Origin of the sequence: Thalassospira sp. GB04J01 (assembly GCF_000751115.1) — a bacterium.
GTDB classification, from domain to species: Bacteria; Pseudomonadota; Alphaproteobacteria; order Rhodospirillales; family Thalassospiraceae; genus Thalassospira; species Thalassospira lucentensis.
Genome location: NZ_CCDX020000023.1, coordinates 59,371 through 75,410 on the forward strand (window position 1 = coordinate 59,371; position 16,040 = coordinate 75,410).

At 53.3% G+C, this 16,040-nt stretch carries 19 protein-coding genes; 10 read left to right on the plus strand and 9 right to left on the minus strand.

Going from position 1 to position 16,040, the window contains the following annotated elements; all coding sequences use genetic code 11:
- The first annotated feature begins 44 nt into the window (after nt 1-44).
- On the plus strand, nt 45-818 hold the full coding sequence (locus AMM48_RS21485; protein ID WP_158246505.1) for a PH domain-containing protein: 774 nt from the start codon (nt 45-47) through the stop codon (nt 816-818).
- 2 nt (nt 819-820) lie between these two features.
- Here AMM48_RS21485 and AMM48_RS21490 read toward each other — a convergent pair whose 3' ends face one another.
- Nucleotides 821-1,408, minus strand: coding sequence for a hypothetical protein (locus AMM48_RS21490; RefSeq protein WP_146030439.1), 588 nt, complete (start codon nt 1,406-1,408; stop codon nt 821-823).
- Between the two features lie 500 nt (nt 1,409-1,908).
- Here AMM48_RS21490 and AMM48_RS21495 point away from each other — a divergent pair, with 500 nt between their 5' ends.
- The 4 genes from AMM48_RS21495 to AMM48_RS21510 all read left to right on the plus strand — a co-directional run bounded on the left by AMM48_RS21495 (nt 1,909) and on the right by AMM48_RS21510 (nt 5,473).
- Nucleotides 1,909-2,379 carry an Rrf2 family transcriptional regulator gene (locus AMM48_RS21495; RefSeq protein ID WP_102785749.1) on the plus strand — a complete coding sequence of 157 codons (471 nt, stop codon included), beginning with the start codon at nt 1,909-1,911 and terminating at the stop codon, nt 2,377-2,379.
- Nucleotides 2,380-2,479: 100 nt separating this feature from the next.
- The gene (locus tag AMM48_RS21500; protein WP_022731906.1) at nt 2,480-2,881 is read left to right on the plus strand and encodes a group III truncated hemoglobin; all 402 of its coding nucleotides are present in this window, start codon (nt 2,480-2,482) and stop codon (nt 2,879-2,881) included.
- Between the two features lie 139 nt (nt 2,882-3,020).
- Nucleotides 3,021-4,235, plus strand: a complete 1,215-nt coding sequence (gene hmpA / locus AMM48_RS21505) for an NO-inducible flavohemoprotein (protein WP_102785750.1) — start codon at nt 3,021-3,023, stop codon at nt 4,233-4,235.
- A 200-nt stretch (nt 4,236-4,435) separates the two neighbouring features.
- The gene (locus AMM48_RS21510) at nt 4,436-5,473 is read left to right on the plus strand and encodes a sodium:calcium antiporter (RefSeq protein ID WP_102785751.1); all 1,038 of its coding nucleotides are present in this window, start codon (nt 4,436-4,438) and stop codon (nt 5,471-5,473) included.
- 23 nt (nt 5,474-5,496) lie between these two features.
- Here the strand turns inward: AMM48_RS21510 and AMM48_RS21515 are convergent, their stop codons facing one another.
- The 8 genes from AMM48_RS21515 to flgB all read right to left on the minus strand — a co-directional run bounded on the left by AMM48_RS21515 (nt 5,497) and on the right by flgB (nt 13,058).
- The gene (locus AMM48_RS21515) at nt 5,497-8,112 is read right to left on the minus strand and encodes a PAS domain-containing sensor histidine kinase (RefSeq protein WP_102785752.1); all 2,616 of its coding nucleotides are present in this window, start codon (nt 8,110-8,112) and stop codon (nt 5,497-5,499) included.
- A gap of 221 nt (nt 8,113-8,333) precedes the next feature.
- A complete protein-coding gene (bla, locus tag AMM48_RS21520) occupies nt 8,334-9,140 on the minus strand; it encodes a class A beta-lactamase (RefSeq protein ID WP_244271341.1) in 807 nt (268 codons plus the stop codon).
- 279 nt (nt 9,141-9,419) lie between these two features.
- Entirely contained in the window at nt 9,420-10,490 is a 1,071-nt protein-coding gene (gene flhB, locus AMM48_RS21525) for a flagellar biosynthesis protein FlhB (protein ID WP_102785754.1), read from the minus strand.
- Between the two features lie 52 nt (nt 10,491-10,542).
- Nucleotides 10,543-11,307 carry a flagellar biosynthetic protein FliR gene (gene fliR / locus AMM48_RS21530; protein ID WP_102785755.1) on the minus strand — a complete coding sequence of 255 codons (765 nt, stop codon included), beginning with the start codon at nt 11,305-11,307 and terminating at the stop codon, nt 10,543-10,545.
- Nucleotides 11,308-11,410: 103 nt separating this feature from the next.
- The gene (fliQ, locus tag AMM48_RS21535) at nt 11,411-11,680 is read right to left on the minus strand and encodes a flagellar biosynthesis protein FliQ (RefSeq protein ID WP_022731898.1); all 270 of its coding nucleotides are present in this window, start codon (nt 11,678-11,680) and stop codon (nt 11,411-11,413) included.
- A gap of 173 nt (nt 11,681-11,853) precedes the next feature.
- A complete protein-coding gene (fliE, locus tag AMM48_RS21540) occupies nt 11,854-12,180 on the minus strand; it encodes a flagellar hook-basal body complex protein FliE (protein WP_022731897.1) in 327 nt (108 codons plus the stop codon).
- Nucleotides 12,181-12,225: 45 nt separating this feature from the next.
- Complete coding sequence (flgC, locus tag AMM48_RS21545; RefSeq protein ID WP_022731896.1) at nt 12,226-12,633, minus strand: flagellar basal body rod protein FlgC; 408 nt, start codon at nt 12,631-12,633, stop codon at nt 12,226-12,228.
- Nucleotides 12,634-12,656: 23 nt separating this feature from the next.
- Nucleotides 12,657-13,058, minus strand: coding sequence for a flagellar basal body rod protein FlgB (flgB, locus tag AMM48_RS21550; RefSeq protein ID WP_022731895.1), 402 nt, complete (start codon nt 13,056-13,058; stop codon nt 12,657-12,659).
- Between the two features lie 283 nt (nt 13,059-13,341).
- On the opposite strand from flgB, the gene csrA reads away from it, so the two are divergent.
- From csrA to fliP, 5 genes are all read left to right on the plus strand, one after another.
- Nucleotides 13,342-13,620, plus strand: coding sequence for a carbon storage regulator CsrA (gene csrA / locus AMM48_RS21555; protein ID WP_028791477.1), 279 nt, complete (start codon nt 13,342-13,344; stop codon nt 13,618-13,620).
- 224 nt (nt 13,621-13,844) lie between these two features.
- Nucleotides 13,845-14,261 (plus strand): EscU/YscU/HrcU family type III secretion system export apparatus switch protein, encoded by a 417-nt coding sequence (locus tag AMM48_RS21560; RefSeq protein ID WP_101302072.1) that lies wholly within the window; start codon nt 13,845-13,847, stop codon nt 14,259-14,261.
- Nucleotides 14,258-14,593, plus strand: coding sequence for a hypothetical protein (locus tag AMM48_RS21565; protein WP_022731892.1), 336 nt, complete (start codon nt 14,258-14,260; stop codon nt 14,591-14,593). Before AMM48_RS21560 ends, AMM48_RS21565 begins: the two co-directional genes overlap by 4 nt.
- A gap of 171 nt (nt 14,594-14,764) precedes the next feature.
- Complete coding sequence (locus AMM48_RS21570) at nt 14,765-15,151, plus strand: flagellar biosynthetic protein FliO (RefSeq protein WP_102785756.1); 387 nt, start codon at nt 14,765-14,767, stop codon at nt 15,149-15,151.
- Nucleotides 15,148-15,969: a flagellar type III secretion system pore protein FliP gene (gene fliP / locus AMM48_RS21575; RefSeq protein WP_102785757.1), complete on the plus strand. Its 822-nt coding sequence runs from the start codon at nt 15,148-15,150 to the stop codon at nt 15,967-15,969. The genes AMM48_RS21570 and fliP overlap by 4 nt, the downstream gene beginning before the upstream one ends.
- Nucleotides 15,970-16,040: the final 71 nt, after the last annotated feature.

Consider the following 16,040-nt stretch of genomic DNA (forward strand, 5'->3'; position numbering starts at 1 on the left):
GTATGCTCATCTCAACACATCGCAATCTGGATATCGCAGCACCAATGGCATCCCCCCGTAACACCCCCCAGAACAAAACGACTGGAAAACCGTTCAAAGGCATCCGCCGCCATCTTCAGGATGGTGAAGTCGTGATCATGGACTTGCCGATTTCCGGCGTGTCGGTTCTGGTGCCGGGGGCTATTAAAATCATCTGGATTTCAGTTTTGATTTATGCGTCCTATCACTGGCGCGCAATTTACGATTTCCTGATGCCACAGTTCAGAAACCTGTTGACCGGGCCCGAAGCATTCGCCGCCCTTGATCAGGTTTGGGAAGAATACGAGTTTGTCTTTTCCATCGCCCTGTTTGGCGTGATCATTGCTGCGATTTCAATTGTCTGGAAAATCCTGCGCCGCGCACTTGGCATTTCGACACAGGCCGCAAAGGACAGCATCCTTTTGCCGCTGACGGCCATACGGGACCTGTTTTTCTTTGAACGTGTGATCACCAACAACCGCATCGTTACGCGCAGCGGTGTGCTGCGCAAGGATCAGGATGATCGCGGGTTTGAGTCGATCAAATCGACCCGGATCAGCAAAAGTGTCGTCGGCAATATTTTTGATTACGGTAACTTGCACATCACCGACCGTTTGGGGCACAGCTTTACCCTGCGTCAGGTCAGCAAACCCGAAGATGTTGCCAAGAAACTTTCCGATTATTTTGGTCGCGTGCGCCCCAATCATAATACCGGGGATCCGATTGACATCACCCATCGTGGCCACGATCAGGCGATTGCAACCAACAGCCAAGACAGCATCGAACATCTTGATCGTTAGGGTCAGGGCTCGCGCGATAGAGCAAACAGCTTTTTTTGATATGCGCGTGTGCCTTCATCCAGCTTGGGCAGGAATTCGGCAAATTCGGCGCGCAGCCAACTATGGACGACGATATCTGCAATCGGAATGCCCTTGTACCCGTCGGGGACCCCGCCAGAAATCTTAAGCGAATAGGCATCCATGAGCATGGCATCAAGTCGACCTTCGCGCAGCATTTGCTGCATCATTTGCGGGCCACGTGGAACCCCAATGACGTTTGGGTAACTGGCAATCAGGTTTTTTGACCAGGTTTCGCCAAGCCAGATACCAAGGAGCTCGTCTTTTAGATCCCCAATCCCGGAAACATCGCCACTGCGGACAATCAACAGCCCCTTGACGTTCCCCAGTGTAACCTTACCCCGAACAACGGCGACACCCGCAAGATCGGGCAAATCGTTCACAGCAGCAAACAGGCCATCAATATCGCCCCTTCGTATCGCAAGAACGGATCTTGCATTGGGCATCGGAACGGGTTGGACACAAAGCCCGGCCTCGGCCATGACAGTGCGATAGGGCTCAATACCGCGTTGGTCGGTGTAAATTTCAGGCATGCCGATGCGCAGGCATTTTTCCGCAGCATGCGCTGCGGGCAATAGACTGAAAGAAAGGAAAAGAGCGATTACAAAAATTACGGCAACGAAACAGGATCGAACGAACCTGTTCTTTGGATTACGCGCCATCTAAACCCCACGGCATTTCGTTTTTTTTGTTGTTATCCCTTGCGGGACATATGCCGTTCCAACCAGTACAACCGCAGAAAATTGTGACCTGCGGCCTGTCCGAACCTTATTTTCCGATCCGGTATGGCACCACGATAATCGGTAAGATTACATTTGGCTACATCGGAAGGATAAGTTCACAGGACTTTATTACGGCATAGAAAATCAGGGGTTTAAATTTCTGAGCCCCCTCCCCGTTTAAGGCGACCAGACAAATCCGGCGCCCGGTAATTTTTAGTGTTAAGCCCGTTACCATGCATAAAACAAAGCATTGCAGATCAGTGCAGTATTATTCGTATTTCAAATACATCTTTTTCGACTAGAATGACGGTATGCAGCTTACACGTTTTACCGATTACGCCCTTAGGGTCATCATGCATCTGGCAGCCTCAAATGGTGCCTTGATGTCGACCCGCGAAATTGCCGCCATTCACAATGCCAAATACAATCATCTGGCCAAGGTCACCCAGTGGTTGGCGGCAGAAGGATATCTTGAAACCGTGCGTGGGCGTGCCGGGGGCATTGCACTGTCACGCAAACCCGAAGACATCTGTATCGGGACATTGGTGCGCCAACTTGAAAGCCAGTCCGTGCTGGTTGAATGCATGCGCGAAGACGGTGGTGAATGCCGTCTGGCACCGGCCTGTGGGCTGGCCGTGATCCTTAAGGAAGCCGAAGAGTCGTTTTTCCAAACACTCGATAAGATGACATTGGCCGATGTGCTGTCGCGGCAGCGCGGTTTGTTCGATCTTTTGATTGATATGAATTCCGAAAAACAAATACATATCAATGGCCTACGTTAATCATAGCACGATGATTTTTTGAGTTATATTAATTTGCATTTACAATACCTATTTAACCATATATATGCATTTTAAATACTTATTAAACGAGACCCATGTCATGACATCTCCTGCCCTTGATCCCAACAAGCTCCCCGAAGTGCTGGCCGTATTTTATCAGCGTGTCCGGCAAGACCCGGAACTTGGCCCGATCTTTTCCCGCGTTATTGAGGACTGGGATGAACATCTTGCCCGGCTTGAGGATTTCTGGTCGTCACTGATGCTGACCACGGGCCGATACAAGGGAAACCCACTGGCCCTGCATGCCCTGCACGCCCATGAAATCACCCCGGTAATGTTCGATCGCTGGCTGCATTTATGGACACAAACCACCACCGAATTGTTGCCGGTTGAGGTTGCCCAACTGATGCAGATAAAAGCCGCACGCATCGCCGACCGGCTGAAATATGTGATGTATGAGCCAACCCACGGCGGGCTACATCCATCGGGAATATCCGGGTAACGTCGTTTTCGGGCCTTCCGTCCCCGGTTCCCGGCTGCCGTTCCTAACGCTTTTTCATTCTTTCGCCCTGTCCCGCACAGCTTCGCAAAAGCTGAACAGTGTTGCTGTGTCTGGACACCACCTTTGAGGAGATCCGGTTATGCAAAAACCCCTTTCGCCGCACACCATCACGCTGGTCAAATCCACTGTCCCCGCCCTTTCAACCTATGGCACGGACATCACCAAAATCATGTATGGCAAGCTGTTTGAGGATGCCCACATCCGGGCATTGTTCAATCACTCCAACCAAGGAGACAGTGGATCACAGGTCCATGCCCTTGCCGGGGCCCTTCTGGCTTATGCGCGCAACATCGATAATCTGGACACGCTGGTTCCCGTCGTCGAACGCATTGCGCATAAACATATCGGTTATCACATCCTTCCTGAACATTACGCCTATGTCGCACGCGCCCTTTTGGGGGCGATTGCCGAAGTCCTTGGCGATAAGGTCAATGATGAAATCCTCGCGGCGTGGGGGGATGCCTATTGGTTCTTGGCCAATATCCTGATTGGCCGCGAAGCTGACATCCGCACCGACCTTGAAAGCCGGACCGGTGGCTGGACAGGCTGGCGCCCGTTTCGGGTTACGGCCAAATACCCCGAAAGCGAGGTTATTACCTCTTTCATCCTTTCCCCGGTCGATAATTTACCGGTTTTGGCACATCGGCCGGGGCAGTATCTTACACTGCGCCTTGGTCTTGCCGATGGTATTGAAATCAAGCGGAATTATTCGATCTCATGCGCGCCCAACAATCAGGACTACCGAATTTCGGTAAAGCTTGAACCCAAAGGTCAAGGCGGGTCGCGGTTCTTGCATGAAGCAACCGAAATCGGTGACATCATTGAAATCACCCCGCCTGCCGGTGATTTCTATTTGCCCGACGAGCCCGAACGCCCGGTGGTGTTGCTGTCAGCGGGGGTTGGATTAACCCCGATGGTCAGCATACTTGAAACCATCGGCGCGCATTATCCTGATGTGGAAACCCACTATGTGCATGGTGCGCTAAACAGTCGAACCCATGCGATGGGCCCCCATATTCACAAGATCGCCCATCAGCATGGCAACATGTCTGTCGCCACGTTTTACAGTGCCCCGGAACCCCAGGATAAACCCGGTGTCACCCATGATCTGACCGGCTATATCTCGACCGACTGGCTTAAGGACAACACACCGTTTTCCAAGGCTGATTTCTTCCTGTGCGGACCCAAGCCGTTTTTGCGTAAAATGGTCAATGACCTTCACACACAGGGCGTTTCACACGACCAGATTCATTACGAAATCTTTGGTCCGACCGACGACGAAATTGCCGCATAAAGCCCGCAAAAGAAAAGGACGCCCCATAATATCGGGCGTCCTTTGCCAATTTGAATGAATGCAAACCAGAAGGTTTTCAGAACAGGAACTGCAGGTTATTTCCGCGCCGGATTTCTTCTAGAACGACAAGCATTTCGTGGAACAAGAAGCTTCGTCAGAAGTTAAAGGCATGGGAACCCGACATTTTCGAAAGACGCCGCATGCCCTTTGACATCGCCGAGCTACCCTTGCCCGGAATCATTACGATATTTGCCATTTGCACAATCACCATTGGTTTTGCTGGCGTACGACTGGCCAGCGTTGCCGTCAAACTGGCAGAGCGTACCGGCATGGGACAGATCATCGCCGGTGCCCTGTTTGTCGGTATGTCTACCAGCCTTCCGGGCAGTGTGCTGTCGGTCACCACCGCATGGCAGGGATATACCGATCTTGCGATTGGGAATGCGCTGGGCGGGATTGCCGCACAGACAACTTTTCTGGCTGCGGCCGATATTGTCTATCGCAAAAGCAACCTTGAACATGCTGCGGCCAGTGCAACCGGTCTGGCGCAGGCAACCTTGCTGGTGAGCATGCTTGCCGTGCCAATTCTGGCCTATGCTGGGCCAGAATGGATGATCTTTCACATTCATCCGGCGTCGATCCTGTTGTTTGTCATCTATGGCTTCGGGTTGTCCTTGCTGGCAGAAATCCGTAGCGAACCGATGTGGCACCCCAAGAAAACCGATGTGACAGACGAAGATGCCAAGGAAGACGACGAAGACATACACCCCGAAAGTAACCTGCGCCTTTGGAGTGAATTTCTCATCCTTGCCGGGGTGACGGCGGTTGCAGGGCACACCATCGGACAAAGCGGCCTTGCTGTTGTTGAGAAAACCGGCATGAGCGAAACCGCTGTGGGCACCTTCCTGACCGCGATTGCCACCTCACTGCCCGAGCTTGTTTCGGCCATTGCTGCGGTTCGCATCGGGGCGGTGAACCTTGCCCTTGGCAATATCATTGGCGGGAATGCATTTGACGTGCTGTTCCTCGCCGCATCCGATATTGCCTATCGCGATGGATCGATTTATGCCGCCTTTACCGACCAGCACCTGTTTACCATCGGGCTGGTGATCCTGATGACCGGGGTATTGTTGCTCGGCATGCTTAACCGCGAGAAACGCGGGATCGGTAATATCGGATGGGAAAGTGTTGCGATGCTGGGACTTTATCTGAGCTCGATCTTTTACCTGTCAGCTTAACTGGGCATCGACGTCCAACAGACTTAAAGCACTTCTTTGACCTTGGTCGCCAGATCCTTGAGCGAGAACGGCTTGGGCAGGAAATGCACGCCGTTTTCTTCGTCAAGTTCATCGCGATAGGTATCTTCGGCATAGCCGGAGATAAAGATGACTTTGAGTTCCGGTTTCTGTTCACGCAGCATGCGGACCAGGGTCGGGCCATCGATCCCGGGCATCACCACATCGGAAATCACCAGATCAATCGTCTTGTCGGTCTTGTTTAAGACTTCAAGCGCGTTTTCGCCGTTATTGGCCTCGAGCACCTCATAACCCTTGCTGCGAAGTGCACGGGCGCCAAAGGTCCGCACCGCGTCTTCGTCCTCAACCAGAAGGATTGCCCCCGTTCCCGTCAAATCACGGGACGGGGCTTCTTCGGCGACGGCCTGCGTTTCAGCCAGCTCTTCCTCGGTCGCCTCATAGCGCGGCAGATAGATGGTAAAGGTCGTGCCTTTGCCTTCTTCGCTGTCAACGGCGATAAAGCCACCGGTCTGTTTGACAATGCCATAGACAGTCGAAAGGCCAAGCCCGGTCCCCTCGCCGCGTTGTTTGGTCGAGAAGAAGGGCTCGAAAATGCGAGTCAGATTGTCCTTGGGAATACCAATGCCGTTATCAGACACCTTGATGCCGATATAATCGCCCGGCGGGATAACTTCCGTGCCAGTTGCCTTTGGCTCGTCAATGATTTCGGTGCTGGTCTGAACCGTCAGGACGCCGCCCTCGCCTGCCATCGCATCACGGGCATTGACCACAAGGTTAATAATCACCTGATCAAGCTGGCCCGGATCAACCTTGACCAACCCGATGTCACGGCCATGATTGACCTTAAGATCAATCTTCTCACCAATCAGGCGACGCAGCAGGTTCGACATTTCTGCCAGCGCATCGGTGATGTTGATAATTTTGGGTTGCAGGGTCTGACGGCGTGAGAACGCCAGCAATTGCCGGACAAGATTGGCCGCACGATTGGCATTCTGTTTGATCTGCATGATGTCGGCAAAGCTCGGATCACCCGGACCATGGCGCGACAGTAACAGATCGCAGAACCCGATCATCGCGGTCAGAAGATTGTTGAAGTCATGCGCCACACCACCGGCAAGCTGACCAACCGCCTGCATTTTCTGGGACTGGGCAAATTGTTCCTCAAGGTTCTTCTGCTCGGTCGTATCAAGGAAGTTCAAAAGCAACGCACCGGCTTCGCCCGAACGCCCGGCAACCCGTTGCAGGTAAATCTGTGCAGCAACACCGCGCGCGCCCGAAAGGCGGGCTTCGATCTGACCGCCCTTGCCCATGCCCATAACGGCCTTGGACAGATAACGCGCAACCTCGTCGCGGTCTTCGGGCAGGATCAGTTCAAGGATCGACCGGCCCACCACATTTTCATGGCGCTGCCCGGCGGTAACGATAAAGGCCCGGTTGGCATCGGTCACAGTCCCCGACATATCAGCCAGCACAATCGACAGCGGGCTTTCATCAAAGAACCAGCGTACCCGGCGCTCGGTTTCTGCCAGTGCATGTTCCCATTCGTGGGCCGGCATCGGATCGGGGAAGATCACGGCCTGACTGCGAACCGGGCCCGTGCCCGGAGCATTGATCGAATGGGTGACAAAGCATCGGATCGGCTCGCCGCCCTTGACCTTAAGCTTGACCTCGCCATTGATCCCGTCACCGACAATCAGGTCAGCCAGTTCAAGTGACCCGCTGTTGAAATCTTCGGGATCGCCGCCAAGCCAACTTGCCAAACGGCGGTTGAGGTAAAGAATTCGGCCTTCTTCATCCAGCCCGCACACCCCGACCGGCAGACGTTCAATCATTTGATCAGCATGTTCAAGACCACCCGCAATCGCACCGGCAACAGCGGGCAACATGGTGGGCATATCGTCGGCCTGCTGGGCGGCAATCTGGAATGGGCTATCCTCGCCATGCGACGGCATCAATACCGACGCACCGGACTCTGTCATGACAGACGGATCAACACCATCGACCGTCCATAACATTTGGCCGGAACGGGCATTACCCGCCGTAACCGCGATGCGCAGGCATGCGCCATTTGCCATTGCGACCGGCGCAGTGTCGTCACTGGCGTTGGTTATGTTTTCGCGGTCTCCCTGGGCATCATCGGGTGTCGCAAGATGATCAGCCGCAACAAACTTTTCAGATCGCGACAGGTCGATGTACATCTCCCCGCCTTCGCCGCGCATGGCACGGGTGCGAAGTTCGGCCAGATCGGCACTGCCGATATCAAGATAGGAAAGACGTGCTTCAAGGGCAGACAGCATATCCGCCCCGGGTTCGATCGCCAGTTTGCGCGAGAACGCCGGGTTGGCATAGATCGTCCGGCCATAAGCATCAATCAGCGCAACGCCGATATCGGATTTCGAAAGACCATTGATCACGGGGCCGAGTTCGTCATGCCCGCCATTGCGCCAACGCGCAGACAGCGACAATGCCCCGACCGCAACAATTGCGACCCCGGTCACCATCGACCCGATGATCCACATCAGACGCGCATCAAGACCTGCCTTTGCCATGACCTCAAGCAGGACATAGACAAACGCAACAAATGCGACACTTACAGCAAGGATGAGCCCCCGAAACAGCACGCGACCGCCTTTAAAGCCAATAACTTATCACAATAGTCTATACTTTTAGCTGGTTATGAGACGACTGGCTACCGGCAAGTTTTACCGGGCACCACCTTGTAATCGTCGGGCGGGTTTTGTCCCCTTGCCTCAAGGATAAATAATATGGCGGGGCGATCAGCAGGTGCCGACGCCCCACTCAGGGTTCTATTTATACCAGCAAGTTATATACCGGCGAGCCGTCACAATGGCTCCTTGTTGGTCTTTACCGCGACAGCAGTAGCAATGGCATTCCCAATTTCGGCAATCGCGGCATTACGGGCATCAAACGACGCATCAGTTTGGGTAATATAAACTGCCACAACCAGCGGCTTTCGCCCGGTCGGCCAAATAATGCCAATATTACCCCGCGATCCGTAGCCACCAGCACCGGTGCGATCACCGATCACCCAGTCATCGGGCATGCCCGCCCGGATCAATGGCCCGCCAACCTTATTGCCGACCAGCCAGCTTTTTAAGTGCTGGCGCGATGGATCGGACAGCACATCGCCCAAAACCAGATCGCGCAGGGTTCGGGCGATTGCATCGGGCGTGGTTGTATCGCGCAGATCCCCCGGAACGGCTTCGTTCAGTTCCGGTTCACGTCGATCAAGACGGGTCGTATTATCGCCGATATCACGCAAAAAGGCCGTTACCCCATCGGGACCGCCCAGTGCATCCATGATCAAATTGCCCGCGGTATTGTCACTTAGCGACATGGTAGCATCACATAATGCCCCAATCGTCATACCCGGCGCCCCGACATGTTTTTCCGTGACCGGTGAATAGGTCACAAGATCACTTTTTGCAAAGACCACCTTACGCTCAAGGTTTTCCTTCCCCTCATCAACCCGCGACAGGATCGCGGCACAGGCAAGGGCTTTGAACGTGCTGGTCATCGGGAAACGTTCGTCCCCGCGATAATGCCAGTTCTGATTGCTTTGAGTGTCCATAACCGCAATACCGATCCGGGCGTCAAGACGGCCTTCAAGATCACGTACGGTTTGCACGATGTCATCCGTGGTGTCCTCTGCCCTGACAGACAAGGGCGCGATACATATCAGGACCGCAAGACTGCCCGCGACAAGACGGCCAGCATGATTTTTCACAATAGACAATATTTTCCACTTTCAGTTGGTTGGCGCAACGAATCCCCCGTATGGCATGCATGCCAACGGAGCACGCTGTTTAGAAGCTGCGCGTTTTTAATCAGGATCATGCCGAAATTGAGGTGGAAAAATGTCGAAACGCCGAAGCCGGGCGGAATTCACAATTTAGCAATAAGTCCGCTATCCCAGCTTCTTGCCTTTTTGACGGAACACGAACGAGATGATCTCGGCGACGGCTTTGTAATGTTCGGGGGGAACTTCCTGATCGATTTCAACCGTGGCAAATAGCGCACGGGCAACCGGCGGGTTTTCCATGACGGTCACGCCGTTTTCTTCGGCCACTTCACGGATTTTAAGCGCGATGTTGTCCTGCCCCTTGGCGACACACATCGGGGCACCCATCGTATCAATGTCGTATTTAAGTGCGACCGCAAAATGGGTCGGGTTGGTAATCACCACGTCGGCAGAGGGAACGTTTGACATCATGCGCTGTTGAGCGCGTTGCATACGGATTTGACGGACTTTGGCCTTGATTTCCGGACTGCCTTCGGTCTGCTTATATTCGTCCTTGATTTCCTGCTTGGACATTTTCATCTGCTTGTTGAACTCATACCGTTGGTAGGCAAAGTCCAAGCCGGCAATCACGGCCGTCAGTGAAATGGTCGCAATCAACAAGATCACGATCATGTCGTAGAGACGCTCAAGCGTTAAGGCCAATGGTATTTGGGGGTACAGTTCGACGTCAACCAGTTCTGGCATGATCACAAGTGTAAGAACGACACCGACCAGCAAAAGCTTTGAGACATTCTTGACGAACTCAACCATCGTTTTCATCGAAAACTGATTTTTAAGCCCTTTGAGTGGGTTAAGCTTTTCTGGCTTTGGTTCGATCCGGTCGACGGCCACCACAAGGCCGTTCTGTAACAGATGGCCGGCCGCCGCAAAGAAAACCAAAAGCACAAACGGGATGCCCAGAACCCACAGCATTCCCAGCATCACATCCTTAAACAGGATCGGCATGCCTGCCCGACTAACATCAATCATGTGCGGATGTTCAATAAAGCCAAGCGAGAGATCGCGAACAGCTTCGGCCATGCTCGGCCCAAGCATCATCAAGACAAGACCGCCACCAAACAACAGCATGAAGTTACCGACTTCCTTGGAAACCGGCACCTGACCCTTTTTGCGCGCGTCTTCAAGCTTTTTACTTGTGGGGTCTTCTGTCTTTTGGCTGTCGTCTTCTTCTGCCATTGGCTACCCATTCATGGCCAGAGCATCACCCCGACAATCGGAGCACTCTGCCCTACGGATTGATAAATGCCTCAAGTCCGTTTTCGTAGTATTCAAGAAACACCATCATCATGGATGGCAATGCCAGCGTCAATAAAAGCAGTGCCAACCCAATTTGAACAGGCATGGCAACGAAGAAAACCGGTAATTGCGGCATCAGTTTATTTAACAATCCGAGTGCGATTTGCAATACCAGCGCAACAATCAGGAACGGTGCCGATATTTGGGCGGCAATCATGAAGCTGTCACTGATCGCATGGGCGAAAAACTCACTCATATCGCCAACCGGCAAGGCCCCGCCGGGCGGAAACAGGGTATAGCTCTCAAACAAGGCCTGGATCATCAAGTGATCCATCCCGGTGGCAAACAACAAGACAATCCCGACCTGAATCAACAGGTTGCCGGTCACCGCACTTTGCGCGCCCGACAGCGGGTCAGATGAAAAAGCATTAGCCATCGATGACAGGTAGGCAATAATGCCCCCCGCTGTTTGCAAACCGGCCAGCATGACTTGCGCGAACAAGGCAAAGAAAAGCCCGACCGTAATTTCATACCCAATAGCCAACAGCAAAGACGCCGCATCCGCAGGCTGAGGCGGGAACAAAGGCCCCGCAAGCGGGGAAATCACGACCGCGACCCAAAAAGCAAATAAAAGACGGGCGCGTGCGGGGACACTTCTCGCCCCGATACCGGGCATATACATAAAAGCGGCCCCGACCCTGGCGAAACTCATCAGGACGACATAGACGTTAAGAGTAAGAAACTCCTGAAGATCCATCTTGCCTTGGCTGCCTTGGGTTACGAAACGGGGCGAATGACAGTGGCGGGATAACGCGTGCGTGTTGCACATGGACAAAAAAACAAGTGCCCGCGAGCCGTCGCTAATTTGGCAGTCCGATGAAATGATCAACCATCCGGCCCATAAATTCGACCATTTCCGTCATCATCCACGGCAACAACACCAGAAGAGCCACAAAAATCACCAGAATTTTGGGCACGAACGTCAGTGTCATTTCCTGAATTTGTGTCAGGGCTTGAAACAGCGCGATGACCAGACCGACCCCAAGTGCGATCAACATCAGCGGCGTGGTCACCTTGAGCAGTGTCCAAACTGCGTCATAGGCCACATCCATGATTTCCGCTTGATCCATCTGGTCTTCCCGCCTCGTCGTACTCTTGCTGGCGATCATGCCGCCGGTTCATTCTTCATACAGGATATGGCCGCCCGATTGCCATGATTTCCTGTTGTATCAAATGGTTCTTCAAAAACAAAAAACCGCACGGTCTATCGTGCGGTTTCGTCTTTACGCCATCATGCCTGCATTCAGACCGGCATGTTCAGGATGCTTTGATACGCCTCAACAGCTTTGTCACGCACCCCAACCACAGTTCTCAGGGTCACTTCAGCCGCCGAAACCGCCGTCACAACTTCATGGAGTTCAGCATCGCCGGTAATGGCCTTTTGGGTCATCTGTTCGCTGTTGACCATGGTATCGCGGGCATCATATGCCGCCCCACGCACCATGTCGGCAAAACTCTCCCCCGGATCAACGGTATTGCCCGTACCGGTGACACGTTCGGCGACGGTATCGGTCTTGCCCGCAGCCGCATTGCGGTAGGCAGAAATGGCATCGTTGAAACTGGAGACCATCGGTTGAGATCCTTAAACTTGTCTTGGTCCTTTAGATATGACTGCTTACTGCAGGATATCAAGGGTCTTAAGCAACATGCTGCGCGATGACTGGATCACATTGAGGTTGGCCTCATAGGAACGCTGTGCTTCGCGCATGTCCATCATTTCAACCAGTGTTTCGACATTCGGGGTCTGAACGTACCCCTGATCGTTGGCTGCTGGATGGCTTGGTTCGTACTTCATACCAAAATCGGAGCGATCAGGCACGACCTTATTGACCTTAACCATCTCAACACCGACTTCGCGGTCCATGACATTTTTAAACGTCAGAAGTTTACGGCGATATGGGTCCTGTCCCGGCTGGGTCGGAAGGCTATCGGCGTTGGCAACGTTTTCCGCGGCAATACGAAGACGGGTCCCCTGGGCGCGCATACCAGCAGCAGAGATTTGAAAAGCTTTGTAAAGTTCCATGATTTTAACTCTCTACGATCGGGTTAGATGCGGCCGAGGGCGGAAATGAACATCGATTTCTGCTTGGAATAAAGACGGGTCATGGTCTGATAATCGACTTGGTTTTCGTTCATCTTGACCATCTGTTCTTCAAGGATGACGGCGTTTTTACCCGGTGCGACTTCGTAGTTCTTGCGCACTTCCTCGTCCTTGAAGTTTTGCGGTTTATGCAGGCCCTGGCTGTGGCCCGGCGTGGTCGCGTTCATGGCCAGAATGAACTGGCGATCGCGGCCGATATTCTTCGGATCGAACTTTTTCAGATCGTCGGGGCGGTAATTTGGCGTATCGGAGTTGGCGATGTTCTGCGCAATGACTTCCTGACGCTGTGTCAGCCAGTCCATCTTTTCTTTAAGGTTGGCGAACATGCCAAGTTTGCCGATATCCATTTTCTGCTCCTTGTCTGCGCTTTGCTCAGTATTGGGTGCGCGGGTAAAGCCGACGTTAACGCCATCGCCCTTGCGGGGCCGGTTTGATCAAAGAGGCGATTTTTGCCGCGCCGAACAATCCTGCCAACCTAAATGCATGAAGCGTGCCAGAGCCGAAAACATCCTTGAATTCGCATAGATTTCCCGCAAATGAAGGCTGGTACTAGACCGCGCGTTTGAAAGCGGGCATATTGTGCACGATCTGGTAAATTATGTTTGCCATCTAGCGAAACCGGGACACCGTATGCTCTATCTCACACGAAAAGTCGGCGACTCCGTTGTCATTGACGACAATATCGAGGTCACTGTCGTTGAGGTCCGTGGCAAGACCGTTAAGCTCGGCTTCACATTCCCTGAAGACGTTCAGGTCCTGCGACGCGAACTCTATGACCGCATTCAGGAAGAAAACCGTTCTGCCGCCGTCAGCGAAGACCTTATCCGTCATCTCGGACAATCTTCATCGCCATCCGCCAAAACGGTCGAAAAAGAAGCTGACATCGGCAAGGACGCCGATGATAGCTGACATTTGATCCGTCCCCGCGCCGGGCGGCACCATTTCCAGTGCCCGTTTAACCGACACCCGTCGTTAACGTCGCGGATATCCTAAATCCGGCCCGGACATCTGTCCTCCTATATTGCAACTTTCTGTGGTGAACTGGTTCGACAACGATTTGTTGACCATCTCGGGTCTATGGTCGAACCTGAGATTTGAAATTCAGGCAAAAGCGTCCCGGGTTGAAGGGCAGTATGAGCGGGAAAAAACCCACATATGACATAACGGACGCACCGGCATCCAAAACGGAAAAATTTGCCGCGCCCGGAACGTCTGAGCAAAAGGCTGTTGCCCTTCGCTATGCGCATGGTCGTGACAACGCCCCGGTCCTTAGTGCAAAGGGCGAAGGCGGCGTTGCGGAACAGATATTGCAGGTGGCCTTTGCCAACGGGATCAAGGTCCGCAAGGACACCGATCTGACGGAAATACTGATGGCGGTTGAAGTCGAAAGCGAAATTCCGCTTGAAGCGTTTGCTGCCGTCGCCGAGATTTTGAACTATATATACCGGATCAACCGTATTTACGGCGATCCATCGCGCAGTCAGACCGAGCCGACCGACAGGGTCTCGGCTGCACCATCAGGTGATCGAAACGGGGAAGGCCAATCATGAGCCCTGAACATTTCAAACCCGATCAGTTCAAGAAGGATCTTAAGCGCGTATTGTCGCTGATCCGAACCAGTCAGCGGTATCTTGAAGACGGCAAGGTTGTTGAGCTTTCAGCCCTTGAAACCAAAGTTGCCGATCTGTGTGCGCAGGCCCGTTCCATGAACCCGGAACAACGCACCGATGTGACACCGCTGCTTGCAGCCCTTACCGATGAATTGGCCCTGTTTGAAACCAATATGGAACAGGAATACGCCGACCTTCAACGTCAACTGCGTGGCATCAGTAACACTGCACAGGCAACAAACGCCTATGCCCATGCGGCCAAAACCCGATAAGGGTTTTTGATTTCCATGGTGGCAAAAGGCTGATTTCAAACGCCTTACCGGTGCGAACATCGGTTTGACATCTTGTGTGACCGGTGTGGTCGCGGTAAACAGAAATATGGTCGTTGCGGGTAAGACGTCACTTTTGGACAGTCTCGGGTCGATCACGGGGATGACTACCTGATGGAACTAAGCGCTTATTTCCGGTTTGTTGCTGCCCTGATTTTTGTTCTGGGCATTATCGGGGTGTTTGCCCTGATTGCACGGCGTTTTGTGCCTGGTGCGCGCAACATCAACCGGCGCGGTATTAAACGCCGCCTGTCCATTGTCGAAGTGGTTCCTGTTGATACCAAACGCCGTCTTGTACTTCTCAAACGTGATGATACCGAACATCTGGTCTTGTTGGGGCCAAATGGCGATATGATCGTTGAACGCAACATCGGCACCCATTTTACCGACCTTCTCGACAGTGACGTTACAGATCCCCCGGAAACCGGGGAAAAAGATGCCGATATCCTGTCTGCCACCCGCAAGACCATCGACACGACCGACAGGAAAACCCCCGTATGAGCCGTTCTTTCGATCATAACGATACGTCGCACAACACGACCGCGTCGTCGCCCGCACGGTGGCGCGCACCGCGCTGGTTGACGCTATGTGCGATCTGGTCACTGTTGCCCCTGATTGCCATTCTGATCGGTGGCGATACGGTTCATGCACAAACGTTTAATTTTGATCTGGGCGAAGGCCCGGGGGTGACGTCATCGGGACGCATGATTCAGTTGATCGGCCTGATCACGATCCTGAGCATCGCACCGGCCATCCTGATGATGGTGACGTCCTTTACCCGTATCATCGTAGTCCTCAGCCTGCTTCGAACAGCCCTTGGCATTCAGCAGTCCCCACCCAATCAGGTTCTTGTCAGCCTGGCGATGTTCCTGACCCTGTTCATCATGATGCCAACCCTTGAAAGGGTCTGGGATGAGGGCATTCAGCCGATGATCAATGGCGACATTGATGAGTTCGAAGGGTTTGAGCGTTCTGTAAGCCCGGTGCATGATTTCATGATGACGCAGGTACGCGACCGCGACCTCGAATTGTTTGTTAATTTGGCAAAGGTCGAAGTCACCACCCCCGAAAGCATTCCGCTGCGCGCCCTGATCCCGGCCTTTATGATCAGCGAGCTCCGCCGGGCGTTTGAAATCGGCTTTTTGTTGTTCATTCCGTTTTTGATCATCGACATGGTGGTTGCAAGTATCCTGATGTCGATGGGGATGATGATGCTGCCACCTGTCATCATCTCGCTACCATTCAAGCTGATTTTCTTTGTGATGGTCGACGGCTGGTACTTGATTGCCGGATCTTTGGTGGAAAGTTTCGGGGGGTAGCCCCCGAAAGCGCCGAACCCCAAAAACCAACCGCCCAAAACAAAAGCCGCCCTGCATGTGCAGGCGGCTTT